Annotated in this window: 14 protein-coding genes; 8 read left to right on the forward strand and 6 right to left on the reverse strand. The window is 70.5% G+C overall.

What is annotated here, in order from left to right; all coding sequences use genetic code 11:
* The first annotated feature begins 61 nt into the window (after window positions 1–61).
* The 3 genes from deoC (at window position 62) to R9X44_RS01420 (ending at window position 3,322) form a co-directional block, all read left to right on the forward strand.
* Window positions 62–967 (forward strand): deoxyribose-phosphate aldolase, encoded by a 906-nt coding sequence (gene deoC / locus R9X44_RS01410; protein WP_319812073.1) that lies wholly within the window; start codon window positions 62–64, stop codon window positions 965–967.
* 2 nt (window positions 968–969) lie between these two features.
* On the forward strand, window positions 970–2,394 hold the full coding sequence (locus R9X44_RS01415; protein WP_319812074.1) for an aldehyde dehydrogenase family protein: 1,425 nt from the start codon (window positions 970–972) through the stop codon (window positions 2,392–2,394).
* An 82-nt stretch (window positions 2,395–2,476) separates the two neighbouring features.
* Window positions 2,477–3,322 carry an aldehyde dehydrogenase family protein gene (locus tag R9X44_RS01420; RefSeq protein WP_319812772.1) on the forward strand — a complete coding sequence of 282 codons (846 nt, stop codon included), beginning with the start codon at window positions 2,477–2,479 and terminating at the stop codon, window positions 3,320–3,322.
* An 838-nt stretch (window positions 3,323–4,160) separates the two neighbouring features.
* Here the strand turns inward: R9X44_RS01420 and R9X44_RS01425 are convergent.
* Window positions 4,161–4,700 carry a hypothetical protein gene (locus tag R9X44_RS01425; protein ID WP_319812075.1) on the reverse strand — a complete coding sequence of 180 codons (540 nt, stop codon included), beginning with the start codon at window positions 4,698–4,700 and terminating at the stop codon, window positions 4,161–4,163.
* Between R9X44_RS01425 and R9X44_RS01430 the strand changes: the two genes are divergently transcribed.
* A complete protein-coding gene (locus R9X44_RS01430) occupies window positions 4,678–5,556 on the forward strand; it encodes a hypothetical protein (RefSeq protein ID WP_319812076.1) in 879 nt (292 codons plus the stop codon). The two genes, R9X44_RS01425 and R9X44_RS01430, sit on opposite strands and share 23 nt — an antisense overlap.
* 1,874 nt (window positions 5,557–7,430) lie before the next feature.
* Window positions 7,431–8,111 carry a L,D-transpeptidase family protein gene (locus tag R9X44_RS01435; RefSeq protein ID WP_319812077.1) on the forward strand — a complete coding sequence of 227 codons (681 nt, stop codon included), beginning with the start codon at window positions 7,431–7,433 and terminating at the stop codon, window positions 8,109–8,111.
* 3 nt (window positions 8,112–8,114) lie between these two features.
* Here the strand turns inward: R9X44_RS01435 and R9X44_RS01440 are convergent, their stop codons facing one another.
* Window positions 8,115–9,470 (reverse strand): HAMP domain-containing sensor histidine kinase, encoded by a 1,356-nt coding sequence (locus R9X44_RS01440; protein WP_319812078.1) that lies wholly within the window; start codon window positions 9,468–9,470, stop codon window positions 8,115–8,117.
* A 106-nt stretch (window positions 9,471–9,576) separates the two neighbouring features.
* On the reverse strand, window positions 9,577–11,331 hold the full coding sequence (gene argS / locus R9X44_RS01445) for an arginine--tRNA ligase (RefSeq protein ID WP_319812079.1): 1,755 nt from the start codon (window positions 11,329–11,331) through the stop codon (window positions 9,577–9,579).
* A 603-nt stretch (window positions 11,332–11,934) separates the two neighbouring features.
* Here argS and R9X44_RS01450 point away from each other — a divergent pair.
* A complete protein-coding gene (locus R9X44_RS01450; protein ID WP_319812080.1) occupies window positions 11,935–12,396 on the forward strand; it encodes a hypothetical protein in 462 nt (153 codons plus the stop codon).
* A 151-nt stretch (window positions 12,397–12,547) separates the two neighbouring features.
* On the opposite strand, the gene R9X44_RS01455 is transcribed toward R9X44_RS01450, so the two are convergent.
* The 3 genes from R9X44_RS01455 to R9X44_RS01465 all read right to left on the reverse strand — a co-directional run bounded on the left by R9X44_RS01455 (window position 12,548) and on the right by R9X44_RS01465 (window position 14,442).
* Window positions 12,548–13,024: a hypothetical protein gene (locus R9X44_RS01455; RefSeq protein WP_319812081.1), complete on the reverse strand. Its 477-nt coding sequence runs from the start codon at window positions 13,022–13,024 to the stop codon at window positions 12,548–12,550.
* A gap of 316 nt (window positions 13,025–13,340) precedes the next feature.
* On the reverse strand, window positions 13,341–13,529 hold the full coding sequence (locus tag R9X44_RS01460; protein WP_319812082.1) for a DUF397 domain-containing protein: 189 nt from the start codon (window positions 13,527–13,529) through the stop codon (window positions 13,341–13,343).
* A gap of 16 nt (window positions 13,530–13,545) precedes the next feature.
* The gene (locus tag R9X44_RS01465; RefSeq protein ID WP_319812083.1) at window positions 13,546–14,442 is read right to left on the reverse strand and encodes a helix-turn-helix transcriptional regulator; all 897 of its coding nucleotides are present in this window, start codon (window positions 14,440–14,442) and stop codon (window positions 13,546–13,548) included.
* Between the two features lie 185 nt (window positions 14,443–14,627).
* On the opposite strand from R9X44_RS01465, the gene R9X44_RS01470 reads away from it, so the two are divergent.
* Window positions 14,628–15,365 carry a hypothetical protein gene (locus tag R9X44_RS01470; protein WP_319812084.1) on the forward strand — a complete coding sequence of 246 codons (738 nt, stop codon included), beginning with the start codon at window positions 14,628–14,630 and terminating at the stop codon, window positions 15,363–15,365.
* 36 nt (window positions 15,366–15,401) lie between these two features.
* The gene (locus R9X44_RS01475) at window positions 15,402–15,719 is read left to right on the forward strand and encodes a hypothetical protein (protein ID WP_319812085.1); all 318 of its coding nucleotides are present in this window, start codon (window positions 15,402–15,404) and stop codon (window positions 15,717–15,719) included.
* Window positions 15,720–15,812 lie beyond the last annotated feature (93 nt).

Consider the following 15,812-nt stretch of genomic DNA (forward strand, 5'->3'; position numbering starts at 1 on the left):
GATCTCCGCAGTTCGGGGGCCGGGTTTGGCGGGGGACGGGGGAATGGCGGATGCTTTGGTGGTGACGAGTACCAGAGAGCTGCGGGGCGTGCTGCACGCACTGCCGGGCGTCGACGAGGTCGGGGCGCGCGCCCGCGCGGCCAGGCTCGCCGCCCGGTCGGTGAAGAACGAGTCCAAGGCCGCCGCGATCGACCTTGCGATCTCCATGGTCGACCTGACCACCCTCGAGGGCGCGGACACGCCGGGCAAGGTCAGGGCGCTGTGCGGCAAGGCCGTGCACACCGCCCCCGGCGCGCCGACCGTGGGGGCCGTGTGCGTCTACCCCGACCTGGTGAAGGTCGCGGTCGAGGCGCTCGGGGACTCCGGCGTCGGGATCGCGTCGGTCGCCACCGCCTTCCCCGCCGGGCGCGCGCCGCTCGCGGTGAAGCTCGCCGACACCCGTCAGGCCGTGCTCGACGGGGCCACCGAGATCGACATGGTGATCGACCGCGGCGCGTTCCTCGCGGGCGACTACGCCAAGGTCTTCGACGAGATCGTCGCGGTCAAGGACGCCGCCGGGGACGCCCACCTCAAGGTCATCCTCGAGACGGGCGAACTGGCCACGTACGACAACGTGCGCAGGGCGTCATGGCTGGCGATGCTCGCGGGGGCCGACTTCATCAAGACCTCCACCGGCAAGATCCAGCCCGCCGCGACCCCGCCCGTCGTGCTGGTGATGCTCCAGGCCGTCCGCGACTACGCGGCCGACTCCGGCAGGATCGTCGGCGTGAAGCCCGCCGGCGGCATACGTACCACCAAGGACGCGCTGAAGATGCTCGTCCAGGTCCGCGAGGTCGCCGGGCCGCGCTGGCTCGACCCCGCGCTGTTCAGGATCGGCGCGTCGAGCCTGCTCAACGACCTGCTCATGCAGCGGGAGAAGCTCGCCACCGGCGTCTACTCCGGCCCCGACTACTTCTCCCTGGACTAGCCATGACCTTCGCAGACGCCTACGCGGCGGCCCCCGAGTCCACGTCCGTGGTCGACCTGCGGGCGGACTACGGGCTGTTCATCGACGGCGCGTTCACCGCCGCCAAGGAGACCTTCCCGTCGGTCAACCCGGCGACCGAGGAGGTGCTCGCCGAGGTGGCCCTCGCCGGGGCCGAGGACGTCGACCGCGCCGTCGCCGCCGCCCGCGCCGCCTTCACCGACGTGTGGGGGCCGATGCCGGGGGCCGAGCGGGCCAAGTACCTGTTCCGGATCGCCAGGATCGTCCAGGAGCGCTCGCGGGAGCTGGCCGTCCTCGAGTCGCTGGACAACGGCAAGCCGATCAGGGAGACCCGCGACTTCGACCTTCCGCAGGTCGCGCAGCACTTCTTCTACCACGCGGGCTGGGCGGACAAGCTCGAGTACGCCGGGTACGGCACCACCCCGCTGGGCGTCACGGCGCAGGTCATCCCGTGGAACTTCCCGCTGCTGATGCTGGCGTGGAAGATCGCCCCGGCGCTGGCGTGCGGCAACACCGTCGTGCTCAAGCCCGCCGAGACGACCCCGTTGACGGCCCTTGCCTTCGCGGAGATCTGCCGTCAGGCGGAGCTGCCTCCGGGCGTCGTCAACATCGTCACCGGGGCGGGGGAGACAGGTCGTCTCCTTGTGGAGCACCCGGGGGTCGACAAGGTGGCGTTCACCGGGTCCACCGAGGTGGGCAAGCTGATCGCGCGGAGCGTCGCGGGCACGTCCAAGCGGCTGGGGCTCGAGCTGGGCGGCAAGGGCGCGAACATCGTGTTCGACGACGCGCCGCTGGACGAGGCGGTCGAGGGGATCGTCAACGCGATCTTCTTCAACCAGGGGCACGTGTGCTGCGCGGGGTCGCGGCTGCTGGTGCAGGAGTCGGTGGCCGGGGAGCTGCTTGAGCGGCTGCGGGCGCGGATGGAGACCCTCATCGTCGGGGACCCGCTGGACAAGAACACCGACGTCGGGGCGATCAACTCCGCCGCACAGCTTGCCCGTATCCGGGAACTTGTGGACTCCGGCGTCGCCGAGGGTGCCGAGGTCTGGACGCCGCCGTGCGCGCTGCCCGAGCGCGGGTTCTGGTTCGCGCCGACGGTGTTCACCGAGGTCTCCGCGAGCCACCGGATCGCCCGCGAGGAGATCTTCGGGCCTGTGCTTTCGGTGCTGACGTTCCGGACTCCGGACGAGGCGATCGAGAAGGCCAATAACAGCCCTTATGGGCTTTCTGCTGGGATCTGGACCGAGAAGGGGTCGCGGATTCTCGCCGTCGCCGAGCGGCTGCGCGCGGGGGTGGTGTGGGCGAACACGTTCAACCAGTTCGACCCGGCGTCACCGTTCGGCGGCTTCAAGGAGTCCGGTTACGGGCGCGAAGGCGGCAGGCAGGGGCTGGAGGCTTACCTTGCCTAAGAAGGCCAAGAAGAACAAGCGCGCGCGGGACGTCCGCGCGCAGGCGGCCGGGCCGGCGTCCGGCGGAGGGAACGGCGGGCCGATGCGGCTGGCAGTGCGCAAGACCTACAAGCTGTTCATCGGCGGGGCGTTCCCGCGCTCGGAATCCGGCAGGTCATTTGTGGTGAACGACGCCTCCGGCGCCTTCCTCGCGCACGCCGCCCACGCCTCGCGCAAGGACGTCCGCGACGCCGTCGTCGCGGCCCGCAAGGCGGCCGGGGGATGGGCCGGGCGCACCGGGTACAACCGGGGCCAGATCCTGTACCGGATCGCGGAGATGCTCGAGGGCCGGCGCGCCCAGTTCGTCGCGGAGCTGCGCGCGGGGGGCCTGACGGAGGCGGCGGCCGAGGCCGAGGTCGACGCGGCGGTGGACCGCTGGGTCTGGTACGCGGGCTGGACCGACAAGATCACGGCGATCGCGGGCGGAACCAACCCCGTCGCGGGCCCCTTCCTCAACGTCTCCACACCCGTCCCGACGGGCGTCGTCGGCGTCCTGGCCCCCCAGGAATCCCCCCTCCTCGGCCTGGTCTCCGTGCTCGCCCCCGTCATCGCGACGGGCAACACCGCGATCGTCATCGCCGACGCCCCCCTGACGGCCATCACCTTCGCCGAGGTCCTCGCCACCTCCGACCTCCCCGGCGGCGTCGTCAACATCCTCACCGGCCCACGCGAAGAACTGGCCCCCTGGCTCGCCTCCCACAAGGACATCAACGCCCTGGACCTAACAGGCGCCTCCCCCGCCCTCGCCACAACCTGCGAACACGCCGCCACCACCAACCTCAAACGCCTCCTCCGCCCAAACACCCAGGACTGGACCGCACCCCCCAGCCCCCGCCGCATGACAACCTTCCTCGAGACCCGCACAATCTGGCACCCCCTCGGCACCTGAACCCCTCCCCCCCGTCCCAAGGCAACCGCGCCCGCACACGTTCCCCACGGTCCGGGGGGACCGCGCCCGAGCACGTTCCCCACGTCCCAAGGCAACCCCGCCCGCACACCGTCCCCGAGAGGACCACGACCGAGCAGCTTCCCCACGGCCCTGTGGCGACCACGGGTACACCGCGTGCGGCCGCACACCTTCCCGCAGTCCCGAGGGGACCGCGAGCGAGCAGCTTCCCCATGGGCCCGGGGGGACCACGGGTACGCCGCGTGCGCCCGCACACCTTCCCCGCAGTCCCGAAGGGACTGCGGGAAGCCTTTCCCCGGGTGCCCAGGACTGTGCCGCGGAGCCCGGCACCCGTCGCATGACAGCGTTCCTCGAGACACGCACGGTGCGGCACCCCATCCGCGTCTAAGCGTCTTCCCCACAGCCCCGAGGGACCGCGAGCGAGCACGTTCCCCACGGCCCCAGGGGGACCACAGGTACGCCGCGTGCGGGCGCGCATCTTCCCCGCAGTCCCGAGGGGACTGCGACCGAGCACGTTCCCCACGTCTCCGAGGGGACCGCGAGTGAGCACGTTCACCACGGTCCCGGGGGACCACGGGTACGCCGCGTGCGGGCGCGCACCTTCCCCGCAGTCCCGAAGGGACTGCGGGGAGCTTTTCTCCCGGTGCCGTCTGAGCGACTTTCCACGGAATCGGGGAGATTGAGGCCGTCGCGTATGCGGCGGCCTTAACGCCCTGTATCCGGTTGCCTGTGCGGGCTGTCCGCGTCATGGGGGTTGTCGGCGTGCTGGGCGACGCGTGGGTATTTTGCCGTTCTGCGGTTTAAAGCCGCAGGTCACGGGCTATCTCCCCGTTACCTGATCACTACGGGGGGATGGATCAGTGGCTACCAACACAACGAGGCGTGCGACCACTCGCCGTAGTTCTACGACGAAGCGCACGTCGGCCGCCACGAAGACGGCCGGAAGGAAACCTACGGCGAAGCGCACGAGCGCCGCCGCCAAGACGACGGGCACCCGCGTCACCTCGCGGACCGGCTCGTCCCGCACGGGCACGTCCCGCGCTTCCAGCGCGCGCAAGCCCGCCACCCGCTCGACCGGCACCCGCGCGACGGGCACCCGGGCCTCGAGCGCCCGGTCCTCGACGGCCCGCAAGAGCACGTCGGCCGCCGCGCGCAAGCCCGCGACCCGGGCGACGACGACGCGGGCCACCTCGACCCGGGCGTCGAGCACCGGCCTCACGCCAGCCAGGGCGGCCACCAAGGTGAACTCGGCGGCGACCAAGATGACCTCGGCCACCACCAAGCTGACCGCGGCGGCCACCAAGGCGGGCACCTCCGCCAAGTCGATGAACACCGCGATGACCGCGATGAAGTCGGCCACGAAGTCGATGGCGACGGCCGCCAAGGCGATGTCAGACGCAGCCAAAGCACTCAAAACCGTCAAGTCAACCGCATCCGCCACCACCCGCCGCGCCTCGACCGCGACCCGCGCAACCGGCACCCGCGCCACCACAAGCCGCTCAACCGGCACCCGCGCGTCCGGCACCCGCGCCACGGGCACCCGCGCCACCGGCACCCGCGCCACGGGGACGCGCGCGACCGGCACTCGCGCCACGGGCACCCGCGCTACCGGCACTCGCGCCGCAGGGACGCGCGCGACGGGCACCCGCGCCACAGGCACTCGTGCGACCGGCACCCGCGCGACGGGCACCCGAGCCGCAGGGACGCGCGCGACCGGCACCCGCGCCACCGGCACCCGCGCCACGGGAACGCGCGCGACCGGCACCCGCGCCTCGACCGCGACCCGCGCCACCGGAACCCGGGCGACGGGCACCAGGGCGTCCGGCACCCGCGCGACCGGGACGTCGTCGACCCGCACGGCCGCCGCGCGCAAGCCCGCCACCCGCACCTCGGCGGGCACCCGCGCGACGGGCACCCGAGCCGCCTCGACCGCCCGCAAGGCGTCCGGCACGACCACCCGCAAGACCGCGACCACCCGCGCGACGGGCACGACCCGCACCACCGCGCGCAAGCCCGCGACGTCCACCGAGACGCCCGAGACCCGAACCGCCGCACCGACCCGCACCCCGGTCGTCCGCACCAGGGGCACCCGCCGCACCGAGGCCCACGAGGTGGTCCCCGGCAATCCCGAGGTCATGAAGGAGGAGATGGCAGAGACCGATGACGGCGAGTCCACGGTCCTGCGCAACCTCTCCGGCCTCTTCAGCCGCACCTAACGGCCGCCCACCCACCCGTGGCCCCCGCCCACCAGCCGGGGGCCACACCCACCCCACCCACCCCACCCCCCCAGATCCACACCCCCCCAGATCCACACCCACCCCGACCCCCGCCGCACCTCCACCCCCACCTCCGCGCCACACCCCACCCACCCCACACCCGCCCCCCAAACCCACCCACCCACACCCTGCTCCCGCCCCAGGAGCGCTCCATCTGGACGGCCCGGACGCCGCGCTGCGGGCCGAACTCGTCGGCACGCTCCTGACGTCGCCAGCCGGAGCCGCACCAGCCCCCACGCCACCCCCAACACCCGACCCCCGCACCGGCACCCCGGCTCTCCACACCCCACCTAGCCCAGCGCCACACCTCATCCGTCCGGGCTACACACCCGCGTCCCCTTGCGCCCGCCCCCCCGTCCCGCACTCTGTCCCCCCACCCCGCACCCCGCACCCCGCGCCCCCACCTCGCGCCCCGCACCCTGCGCCGCACTCCCCGTGCCGCGCACCACCCCGCGGGGGCCGCACCCCGCACCCACACGCCACGCACCGCAGGGGCCGCACCCCACCGCACCACACCCCGCGCCGCACCCCGTCCAGGGCCACACCCCGTCCCGCGCGCCACCCCCCTCGCGCTGCACCCGTCCCCGCGCACCCGGCCCCCAGCCCCACCCACGCTGCCCAGCTAGAGCCGCACCAGTTCCCCCGCACTAGCGGCCCTCGCGCCGCACCCCACCCCTGAACCCCGGCCCCCGCACCGCACCCAGCCCAGGGCCGCATCCCGTCCTGCTCGCGTCACGTGCCGCCCAACCGGGCCGCGCTCTGCCTCGCGCGTCACACTCTGTCCCCCCCACGCAGCCACTCTGGCCTCTTCAGTCGCACCTAACGGCCCCACCACCCGTGGCCCCGCCCACCAAGCCGGGGCCCACGCCATGCACCCCCGCGCCACGCACAGCCCCGCCAGGGCCGCACTCGCACCCCGCACCGCACCCCGCGCACCGCCGAGGCCACACCTCACCCCCGCACCCCACTTAACCTCCCGCGCACCTGCATCCCACCCGCACCCCGTCCACGGCCACACCCCGTTCCCCGCGCCGCCCCCTCGCGCTAAACCCGTCCTCCCGCGCCAGACGCTGTTCAGGGTGGCGCGCTGTCCAGCCGGGCCGCGTTGTCCGGGTGGGCCACCCCCGGTGTTCCCCTGCGCCGCACGCCGCCTATCCGGACCACATGCGGGTCAGGGCCACGCGCCGCGCAGCCGGGCTACACGCCGCCCGCTTGTGTTGAGTGTCCCGGCTGGGCCGCGCGTCGCACACTTGGGTTACGCGCCCTCAGGTGGGCCGTGCGCTGTCCACTCGGGTTGCGTGTCCGGGCGATCCCAGCCCGGATACGTGAGGGCGAGTCCGCGTGCCGTCCGGGCGGGGCGTGTGGCGTTCAGGCCGCGCGGTGGCCGCGTGGGTGGCGCGCTGTGCGGTTGGGTCGCGCGTTCAGGTGGGTCGTGCGCTGCCCTGCTGGCTGTGCGCTGTTCAGGGCCGCGCGGCACGCGCGGGTGGCAGGGCGTCCTGGGCCGCGCGCTGTCCACTGGGCTCCGCGCTGTCCGCTCGGCTGCGTGTCTGGCCGGGCCGCGCGCCGCGCGCTTGGGTCACGGGCTCTCCAGACGGGTCACGTGTCCGGGTGGGCCGCAGACCGTCTAGGCGGGTTGTGCGGTGCCCTGGGTTGCGTGCTGTTCGCGCGGGCGGCGCGCCGTGCGGCCAGGCGGCGTGTTTGGGTGGGTCGTGTGTTGTGTGCTTGGGGGGTGGGTGGGGGTGGGGTTGGTAAAGGGTTGGTGGGGGGGGTGTGGCGGGGTTGTGGTTGGTGGGGGGAGGTTTAGCGTCGGGGGTATGCGTCTGGGGATTGGTGTTGTTGGGTCTTTGACCTTGGTGTTTGCGCTGGTGCCGGGGGGTGGGGCCGCGGCGGAGACGGGGTATCGCGATGGGGGGCGGGATGTAAGGATCTTGCAGAAGCGGCTGAAGGAGCTGGGGTTTCCGCCCGGCAAGGTGAACGGCAGGTATGGGAAGGCGACGCGGTCGGCGGTGTGGGCGTTCCAGCACGCCAACGGGATCAGGCCGACCGCGCGGATCAACGCCGCGACGCGGCGGGCGCTGTGGCATCCGCGCAAGCTGCGGCCCCTGGCCCCCGGACGCGGCCGCCGCGTCGAGATCGACCTGCGCAGGCAGCTCCTCGTCGTGTGGAAGGGGCGCAAACCCGTCCTGGCGAGCCACATCTCGACCGGGGCGAACAAGAGCTACTGCGACCACGGCCTGTGCGGCTTCGCCAGGACGCCGACAGGGGACCACCGCGTCACCCGGCGCATCAAGGGCTGGCACACCGGACGCCTCGGCGCGATGTACTACCCGGCGTTCTTCGTCGGCGGCGTCGCCCTGCACGGCTCGACGTCGGTGCCGAACCGTCCCGCTTCGCACGGATGCGTCCGGATTCCCATGCACAACGCCAAGGCCGTCTACCGGATGGCGCCCGTAGGCACCCGCGTGTACGTCAGGGGTGCCGCCAAGCGGCGCTGAGCGTCACCCTACGGCCCTGGGGAGCCTGACGACGAACCTCGCGCCGGTGTCGGCGTCGAGGGCCGCCACGGTGCCGTTGTGGGCGTGTGCGATCTGCCGGCAGATGGCGAGGCCGAGCCCGCTGCCGCCGGTGTCCTTGCTGCGTGAGGCGTCGAGGCGGGTGAACCTGTCGAAGATCGCCTCGCGCATCTCCGGCGGGATGCTGTCCCCGTCGTTGATGACCTCCAGGACCGCCTCGTGGCCGTCCGGCCGGACCTTGACGACGACCTCGTCCTTCGCGTGCCGTACCGCGTTGTCCAGCAGGTTCGTGAACAGCCTGGCCAGGTGGACCTTGACCCCGGACACCTTCACCGGCTGCGCCTCGATCCTGACGCGCGGGTCCTCCGGACGCCGTCCGATCTCCTCCCGCACCAGCTCGGCGAGGTCGATGGGCTCCTTCTCGACGGTCGCGCCCGCATCCAGCCTGCTCAGCGCCAGAAGGTCCTCCACGAGCTCCGACAGCCGGTCGAGGCTGCCCGTCAGCTTCTCGGCCGTCGTCGGCCAGTCCGCCTCCTCCGGATACAGCATCGCCTCGTCGAGTTCGGTGCGCATCGCGGTGATCGGCGAGCGCAGGTCGTGTGAGGCGTTCGAGGTGAACTCGCGCTCCCGGTCGATCGTCGCCTCGAGCCTGGCCAGGACGAGGTTGGCGGCCTTGGCCAGCGCGCGCAGCTCGTCGTCGTGCTCGGGCAGTGCGATCCGACGGCCTCTGCCCTTGCCCTCGCCGATCGCGAAGCCGATCCGCATCGCCTGCGACCGGATCTGGCTGACGGGCTCCATCGCCACCCGGACGGTGTGCGCGGTGCCCGCCGCCGTCAACGCGATCAGCATCAGCGACACCAGCATCAGCTGGAAGACATAGGCCGAGCTGATGTACCAGGGGACGGGTTCGTCGATGACGTAGATGAACCAGTCGCCCGGCGTCTCGTAGACCCGCATGGCGATGATCGCCCGGCAGTTCTCCCCGGCCGCGTCGCAGAGGGTCTCGGTGGCGTGCGGGTGCGTCACCGAGGGCATGAGGTCCGAAACGCGGGGTTTTGAACCGAGATCCCCCGTCCCCCCGACGACCACGCCGTCGGCGTTGACGACCTGGACCCCGTCCAGCGTCTCCAGGGGCCCGACCGAGGGGATCATCCGGGGGACCTGGTCCCGTTTGATCATCTGGATCACGCCGAGCGCGGAGTTGGCCACGCTCTCGCGGTGCAGGTCGGCGACGCGGCCGCGCAGCACGAGCGTCAGAAGGATCGCCATGCCGAGGCAGAGCAGGGCTGTGACGGTCGCCGCGAGGACGGTCAGCCGGGTCCGGATGGACCACCGGTTCACCCTGCACCCCCCGAGGTCGCCTGGGCACACCTTCAGTCGGGGGATCTAACGTCCAGTAAAACACGCGGGGGCGACCGGCGGCAGCCCGGGTGCCCCCGCGTGATCTTCACATCCGTTCCGGGACCGTGATGCCGAGCAGTCCGAGGCCGGTGACCAGGGTGTTCAGGGCCAGCGAGCACAGCGCGAGCCGGGGCGCGCGGACCTCGTCCGGGACGGGTCCGTCGGGGCCCTTGACCACCGGGCAGTTCTCGTAGAACCCGGTGAGGGCGTCGGCCACGCCGTACAGGTAGGCGGCCAGCTTGTGCGGGGCGACGTCCTCGATCATCGCGTCGATCGCCGCGCCGAAGCCCAGCAGGTGCAAGGCAAGGGCCCGCTCGGCCGGGTGCGTGATCACGATCGGCCCCGACGCGTTCGCCGGGTCGGCGTCGGCGAGCCGGAAGATCGACCTGATCCGGGCGGCCGCGTACTGCAGGTACGGGCCGGTGTTGCCGGTGAGCGCGATCATCCGGTCGAAGTCGAACACGTACTCGCTGTCGCGCGCGACCGACAGGTCGGCGTACTTGACCGCGCCGATCCCGACGGCCTCGGCGATCTCGGCCTGGGTCGCGGCGTCGTAACCCCGGTCCTCGATCACCTTGGCGGCCCGCTCGACGGCCTCCTCGAGCAGCTGGGCGAGCCGGATCGGCTTGCCCGAGCGGGTGCGCAGGATCTTGCCGTCGGTGCCGAGCACGTTGCCGATGCCCGCGTGGAACGGCTCGGTCCGGCCCAGCCAGCCGGCCTTGCGGACCGTCTCGAAGACCATCTTCAGGTGCAGCGCCTGCGGGATGCCGATCACGTAGACGACGCGGTCGGCGTGCAGGGTCTGCGCCCGGTAGCGCAGCGCGGCCAGATCGGTGGTGGCGTAGCCGTACCCGCCGTCGCTCTTGCGGATGATCAAAGGGACGGGCTTGCCCTCACGGCCGGTGAAGCCGTCGAGGAAGACGCACAGGGCGCCGTCGTCGATCACCGCGATGCCCTGCTCGTACAGGTCGTCGCAGACCGCGCCGAGCATGTCGTTGTACTTGCTCTCCCCGGCCAGGTCGGCGTCGGACAGGGTGACGTCGAGCTCGGCGTAGATCTTGTTGAAGTACACCTTCGACATGTCGACCATGCGCCGCCATACCGTCAACGTCGCGTTGTCGCCGGACTGCAGCAGCACGACCCGCCGCCTGGCCCGGGCCGCGAAGTCGCTGTCGTTCTCGCCCTTGTCGCTCGCGTCGAACTTCGCCCGGGCCGCCTGGTAGAAGACGTTCGGGTCGGTGCGCAGCTCGGCGGCCGCCTCCTCCTCGCCGATGTCGAGCAGGTGCTCGATCAGCATCCCGAAGGGGGTGCCCCAGTCGCCGATGTGGTTCTGCCTGATGACGTGGTGGCCGCGGAACTCCGCGGCCCGGCAGAACGCGTCGCCCACGACGGTGGTGCGCAGATGCCCGACGTGCATCTCCTTGGCCACGTTCGGCGCGGAGTAGTCGACGGGGATCACCTGCGGCCGGTCCGTGCGCGGCACCCCCACCCGCGTGTCGCCGACCAGCGGCGTGGCCTGCCCCGCGATCCACTCGTCCGACAGGGTCAGGTTGACGAACCCGGGCCCGGAGACCTCGACGCCCGAGCAGATCCCCGCCACGTCGAGCCGCTTGACGATCTCGTCGGCGACGTCCCTTGGTCGCTCGCCGAGCTTCTTGGCCAGCGGCAGCGCCACGTTGGCCTGGAGGTCGGCGAACTGGGACGGCCGGATCACCGGGTCGGTGTGCGCGTACTCGACGCCGAAGGCGTCGACGATCGCGGCCTGCACCCGGGCGGCGAGAACGAGCTGTGGATCGGACATGTACCAAGGTTATCGACCCGGAGCACACCACTCGACGGGTTATCCACAGGCGAACTGACCATCGGAAGCGGCCTCGGATTCGTTCGGGGCCGTTTCTGCGTGCCGGGGATCACGTGCCTGAGCTGGGCGGATCGGCTCGGCTGGTGCCGATCTTGGTCGTTGGTGATCGCGGGTGGTCGTTGGTTCCCGCTGTTCGCGGGCCATAGACGGGCCAGATCCGGGACGTTTGCGCTGGTCAGAGCCATGCGGCGGGCTGTTGCGGGCCAATCGGCGAAGGGGGTGCGCTGCGTGGGCTCGGGGCGGTGGCCCTTGCGTCGGGCGGGTGGGCGGGACGGGGAGGGGAGGTGGACGGATCCGGACTTGGGCGGGGGAGCAAGGCCGCTAGCGTCATGCGAACGGGCAGAACAAGCCATGAGCGAAGCTCACCCTGAGGGCGGCGAAGCCGTGGCTTGGGCTTTGCGCGGGGTACCCGTCCAAGTAGGGATACGGCCACCGTGCGGGCACCTTCCAGGGGTGGTGGTGATTGTGGAGCCCCGGTGGAACAGCAGCGGACGCAAGCGCATCACACCATGTGGCTTCCGGGAGGCGGACTACTCTGGCGTGATGCCACCGGGACGCGTCACGAGGGCCTCATTCCACCGCCCGCTGGAGCCGATCGAACGCCCGATGCCGATGCCGCTGCTCCCCACGGCCATGTGGACGGACGCGCAGTGGTCCCGCCTCCAGCTCGGCTACGAGTCCCAGGAGATGGAGGAGAAATGGGACGCGATCGTGGAGGGCGACGTCCTCTTTCTTCACCGCAGCTGGACGGGGTACGGCGTCTATGAGCTGACCTTCGCTCACACCCAGGTCGGCCACCACATCTCCAGCGGCGCAATCGAGACGGGCGACCGCTACGGCTCTCCTCGCCCCGAGTTCGACGCCGTCCTGGCCGAGATGGTCATCGGCATCGTCCTCGGGGAGACCCCTGCACACCTCGGCGATCGCTTCCGGGCCGTCACCCGCGCTGACACCCCCGCCGAACTGCTCACTCACGCTAGCTTGGGCCTCCGCTGCGCTGACTAACAGACCGCCGTCAGCGGTCGCCCGAACAGGGACGCGCGCGGAGCGCTCCGTAGTTCGGGACGGCCGCGTCAGCGGACGGCCCTTGATCCTGTAGGGGAAAGACTCACACATCGAGGTATCTCCAGAGAGAATCCTCCGGCGAGTTCGTGCATTAGTCGCGTTGTGCGCCCTCTGGCCAGATGACGTGTACAGGTGTTCCGGCTTGGCGAGCGTGGCTCACAACGTCGGCGGTTCCGCCATAGCCGCGTGCTGGCTGCCCATCCCAAACGGCCCACAGTTCGTCGGCCTGGTCGAGCATGTGAGTGCTCGCGGCCATGTGCGCCTCTGAGTCCGACTCGACGAAGTCCAAGGCGTGGACGGAAGACGCTGAGGACAGAAGCCGGTCGTACTCGTCGTGGAAGGCTTCGGGGAGTTCTTGCCGGTACTTGGTCGCGGGGATGATGGCTTCGATGGTTCCGCCGTGATCCAGGACGACACGCGCGAAGATCTGATCGGCTCCATCAGCGAGACATGTCAACCCGACTACGGTACCGGTGGTGTTCGTGAGGAGATCACGAATCGCTTGTTCGATCAGACGGGCAGTCGCCTCGGAGAGTCCTCGGTGACCGGAAACGGCGATGCGGGGCATGACGGCTCCTTAGGGGAGGGTGGCGCGAAGCCGCCGGTCGAATTCTCGTACCCGGCCGGTCAGCGGGCCCGCGTACGCGCGGCGGAATCGTCGAGCACGGTGGATGAGGCGCTGAGCACTCGATTTGTAGAGGGGATTCGTCACACACGCCGCTGTCCCGTTGAGGACGCCCGTGGGTTCGGGCCGCCGAAGCGGTGGCCCGAACAGCACAACGGGCGTCCGGCGCTTGCGCCGGACGCCCGATTGGGCGTCGTTCGGGATCGCCGCGTAGTGGCGGTCCCGCTCGATCAGTAAGGGAAAGATCTCACGCTAGAGATCAGCCGTCCGCCTTGATCCGACTGAGAAGGCGGCGAAACACGGGGGCAGATGCGGCGAGATGGGGGAGCTGGGGGTGCTTGCTGTCCCGCAGGCCGATTGACGACCCGATCGGGGCAACCTCTACGCACTGACCGTTACCGCTGCTGTGGGTACTCTTTCGCCAAGCGCGGGCCGGTGTGACGCTCATTGGTCCGCACTCCTTCCTAGACGTCGGACGCGATACCGGCGATCAGGTCGGCGGACGCCGTAGGGCTGAGCGCGGCGGCTCGCAGGTGCTCAAACACCAGCCTATACCGCTCGACTTCACTCTCCTCCTCCAGAAATAGGTCACCGGCCATGCTGTCCAGGTAGACCACATCCTGTCCGATCTCCTTGGCGAACATCATGACGACGAAGGCACCTGACATGCCGGGGTGCACACCCGCGTCGAACGGGATCACCTGGAGGGTGACCTTGCGACTGCGGATCAGCTCTCGAAGGTGGTCAAGCTGCTCTCGATGCTCCTCCGCGGAGCCGACGCGCCGCCGCAACGCGGCTTCGTCCACGATGAACCACAGCTTTGGGGGCTTGGACCTCTTGAGGAGTTCCTGACGGCGCATCCGCGCCTCAACGAGAATGCTGATCTCGTTCTCGGAGGCTTCCGTGAGAGTCCCAGCGATCACGTGGCGCGCGTAAGTCTCCGTTTGCAGCAAGCCAGGCACGAACAACGCTTCGAAGTTCCAGATTGATGCGGCCTCCTCCTCGAACCCGATGTACGTCGCGTACCGATCGGTGAGAGTGCCCTCGAACCCCTGCAACCATCCATCGCGCCTACCTGAAGCCTTCAGCAGCTCCTTAAGGCGCTCTCGCTCCTCCTCCGAAGCTGCGTACAGGTCCAGCAGAGCCAGCAAGGTTCGAACCTGAGGCCGAACAAGCGCGTTCTCGACTCGATAGAGCGTCGCGGAGTTGATAGACGTCCGCGCCGCGACATCTTCCTTCGTGAGACCGGCCTCACGCCTGAGCCGTCTCAGCTCGGCGGCGAAGCGCCGAAGGCGGATTGTCGGTGTATGTGCAGCTGGAGCCACTTCGTTCCTCCCTGGGCCTGAGTGTCCAGAATGCATCTCCTACTTAAGTGGGTCAATATTCTGCATGCCTTGCATAAGAGCCACCCGCTAAGTCATGCTGAGCATTCCAGTGGTCACGGTAGCTGAGTGGTCACGTTCAGCGGTCTCCGATGACCAAAACAACGGCCCCGGTCGGTGCTCGAACACCGGTTCCGGGGCCTAGACCGGAGGTAGGTCCGATCATGAGCACAGAGTTTAGGGGACTGTCGGCGTTGGCTCCTCCGGAGGGTTTGGAGGCCCTGGAGGCGCAGCTACGGCGGCGGGGGGATCTGGTGGTCTCGTCGGGGCTCGCGGGCGGGCGGGTGCCGTGCCTGCGGGTGGCGGGTGCGGCGGCGTCGGGGGGCGTGATGGAGCGGGTGACGGTGGAGCCGGGCTCGTCCGGGCAAGAGTTCGTCCTGGCGCGGGGTGAGCGGCTGGCGGTCGCTGACGTGCCGGGCGCGGTGGAGCGGCTGGCCGTCGTGCTGGGCGGACACGTGAACTTCTCCGCGCGTGCGGACGCTCGGACGGTGGGGGCGGCGCGGGCGTGGTGTCGGCGGGTCCTGACGGGCTGCTGCGAGTCGCTGCACGACGTGATCATGGTGGTCTCGGAGCTGCTGGGCAACGCCGTCCGGCACACCGGGGAAACGCCGGTCGCGAGCGTGGTGACGCTCTGGCATGAGGGCGGCGGGCTGCACGGGGAGATCCGGCATCCGGTGGCGGAGAAGGCGGCTTGTCCGGCTACCCCGGTGGAGGTGCTGGCTGAGCTGGCGACCCTGGGAGCGGCGGTGGAGGTTCCGGTGGAGGCACTGGCGGAGAGCGGACGCGGCCTGCTGGTCGTGCGGGGCTACACCGCTGAGCTGCACCAGGCCATTACTCCTACGGAGCTGGTCACGACATGGCGGCACGGCTCGTGCGGGTGCGTTTGGGCGCGGTCTACCTGAGCACATGAAGCGCGTTTACAGAAGGGACGGCTGGGCGTGGACCGTGTGTCGCTCTCCGATTGGGGCCGGGCCTCTGAGTGGTGCCGGAAGGTCCTGGGCGACTGCGAGCGGGTGAAGGAGTGCCTGGCGGTCGTCTCGGCCTACCGGCAAGCAGTCCTGCGGGGTGGCCGGGCAGATCCCGAAAAGCCGAGCCTCTCGCTCCTCGTCTGGCATGAGGAAGGCGGGCTCTGCGTCGAAATCGAGGTCTGGGGGTATCGCCGTCAGGATCTTGCCTCGTTGGCCGGCTCCGCCGTCCAGCCGACGCACTCCCGGTTCGTCATGGTGTGGACGCTCGGGAAGTGCTGCGGGTCATGAAGCAGGAAGAGGGGCGGGGCACGGATGAAGGTGACGGTGAGGGTTCTGCTGTCACGGCCACGGAGCGGCCGATGGTGATAGCGGACGGCAACG

It is taken from the genome of Actinocorallia sp. A-T 12471 (assembly GCF_033875155.1).
Classification (GTDB): Bacteria; Actinomycetota; Actinomycetes; order Streptosporangiales; family Streptosporangiaceae; genus Actinocorallia.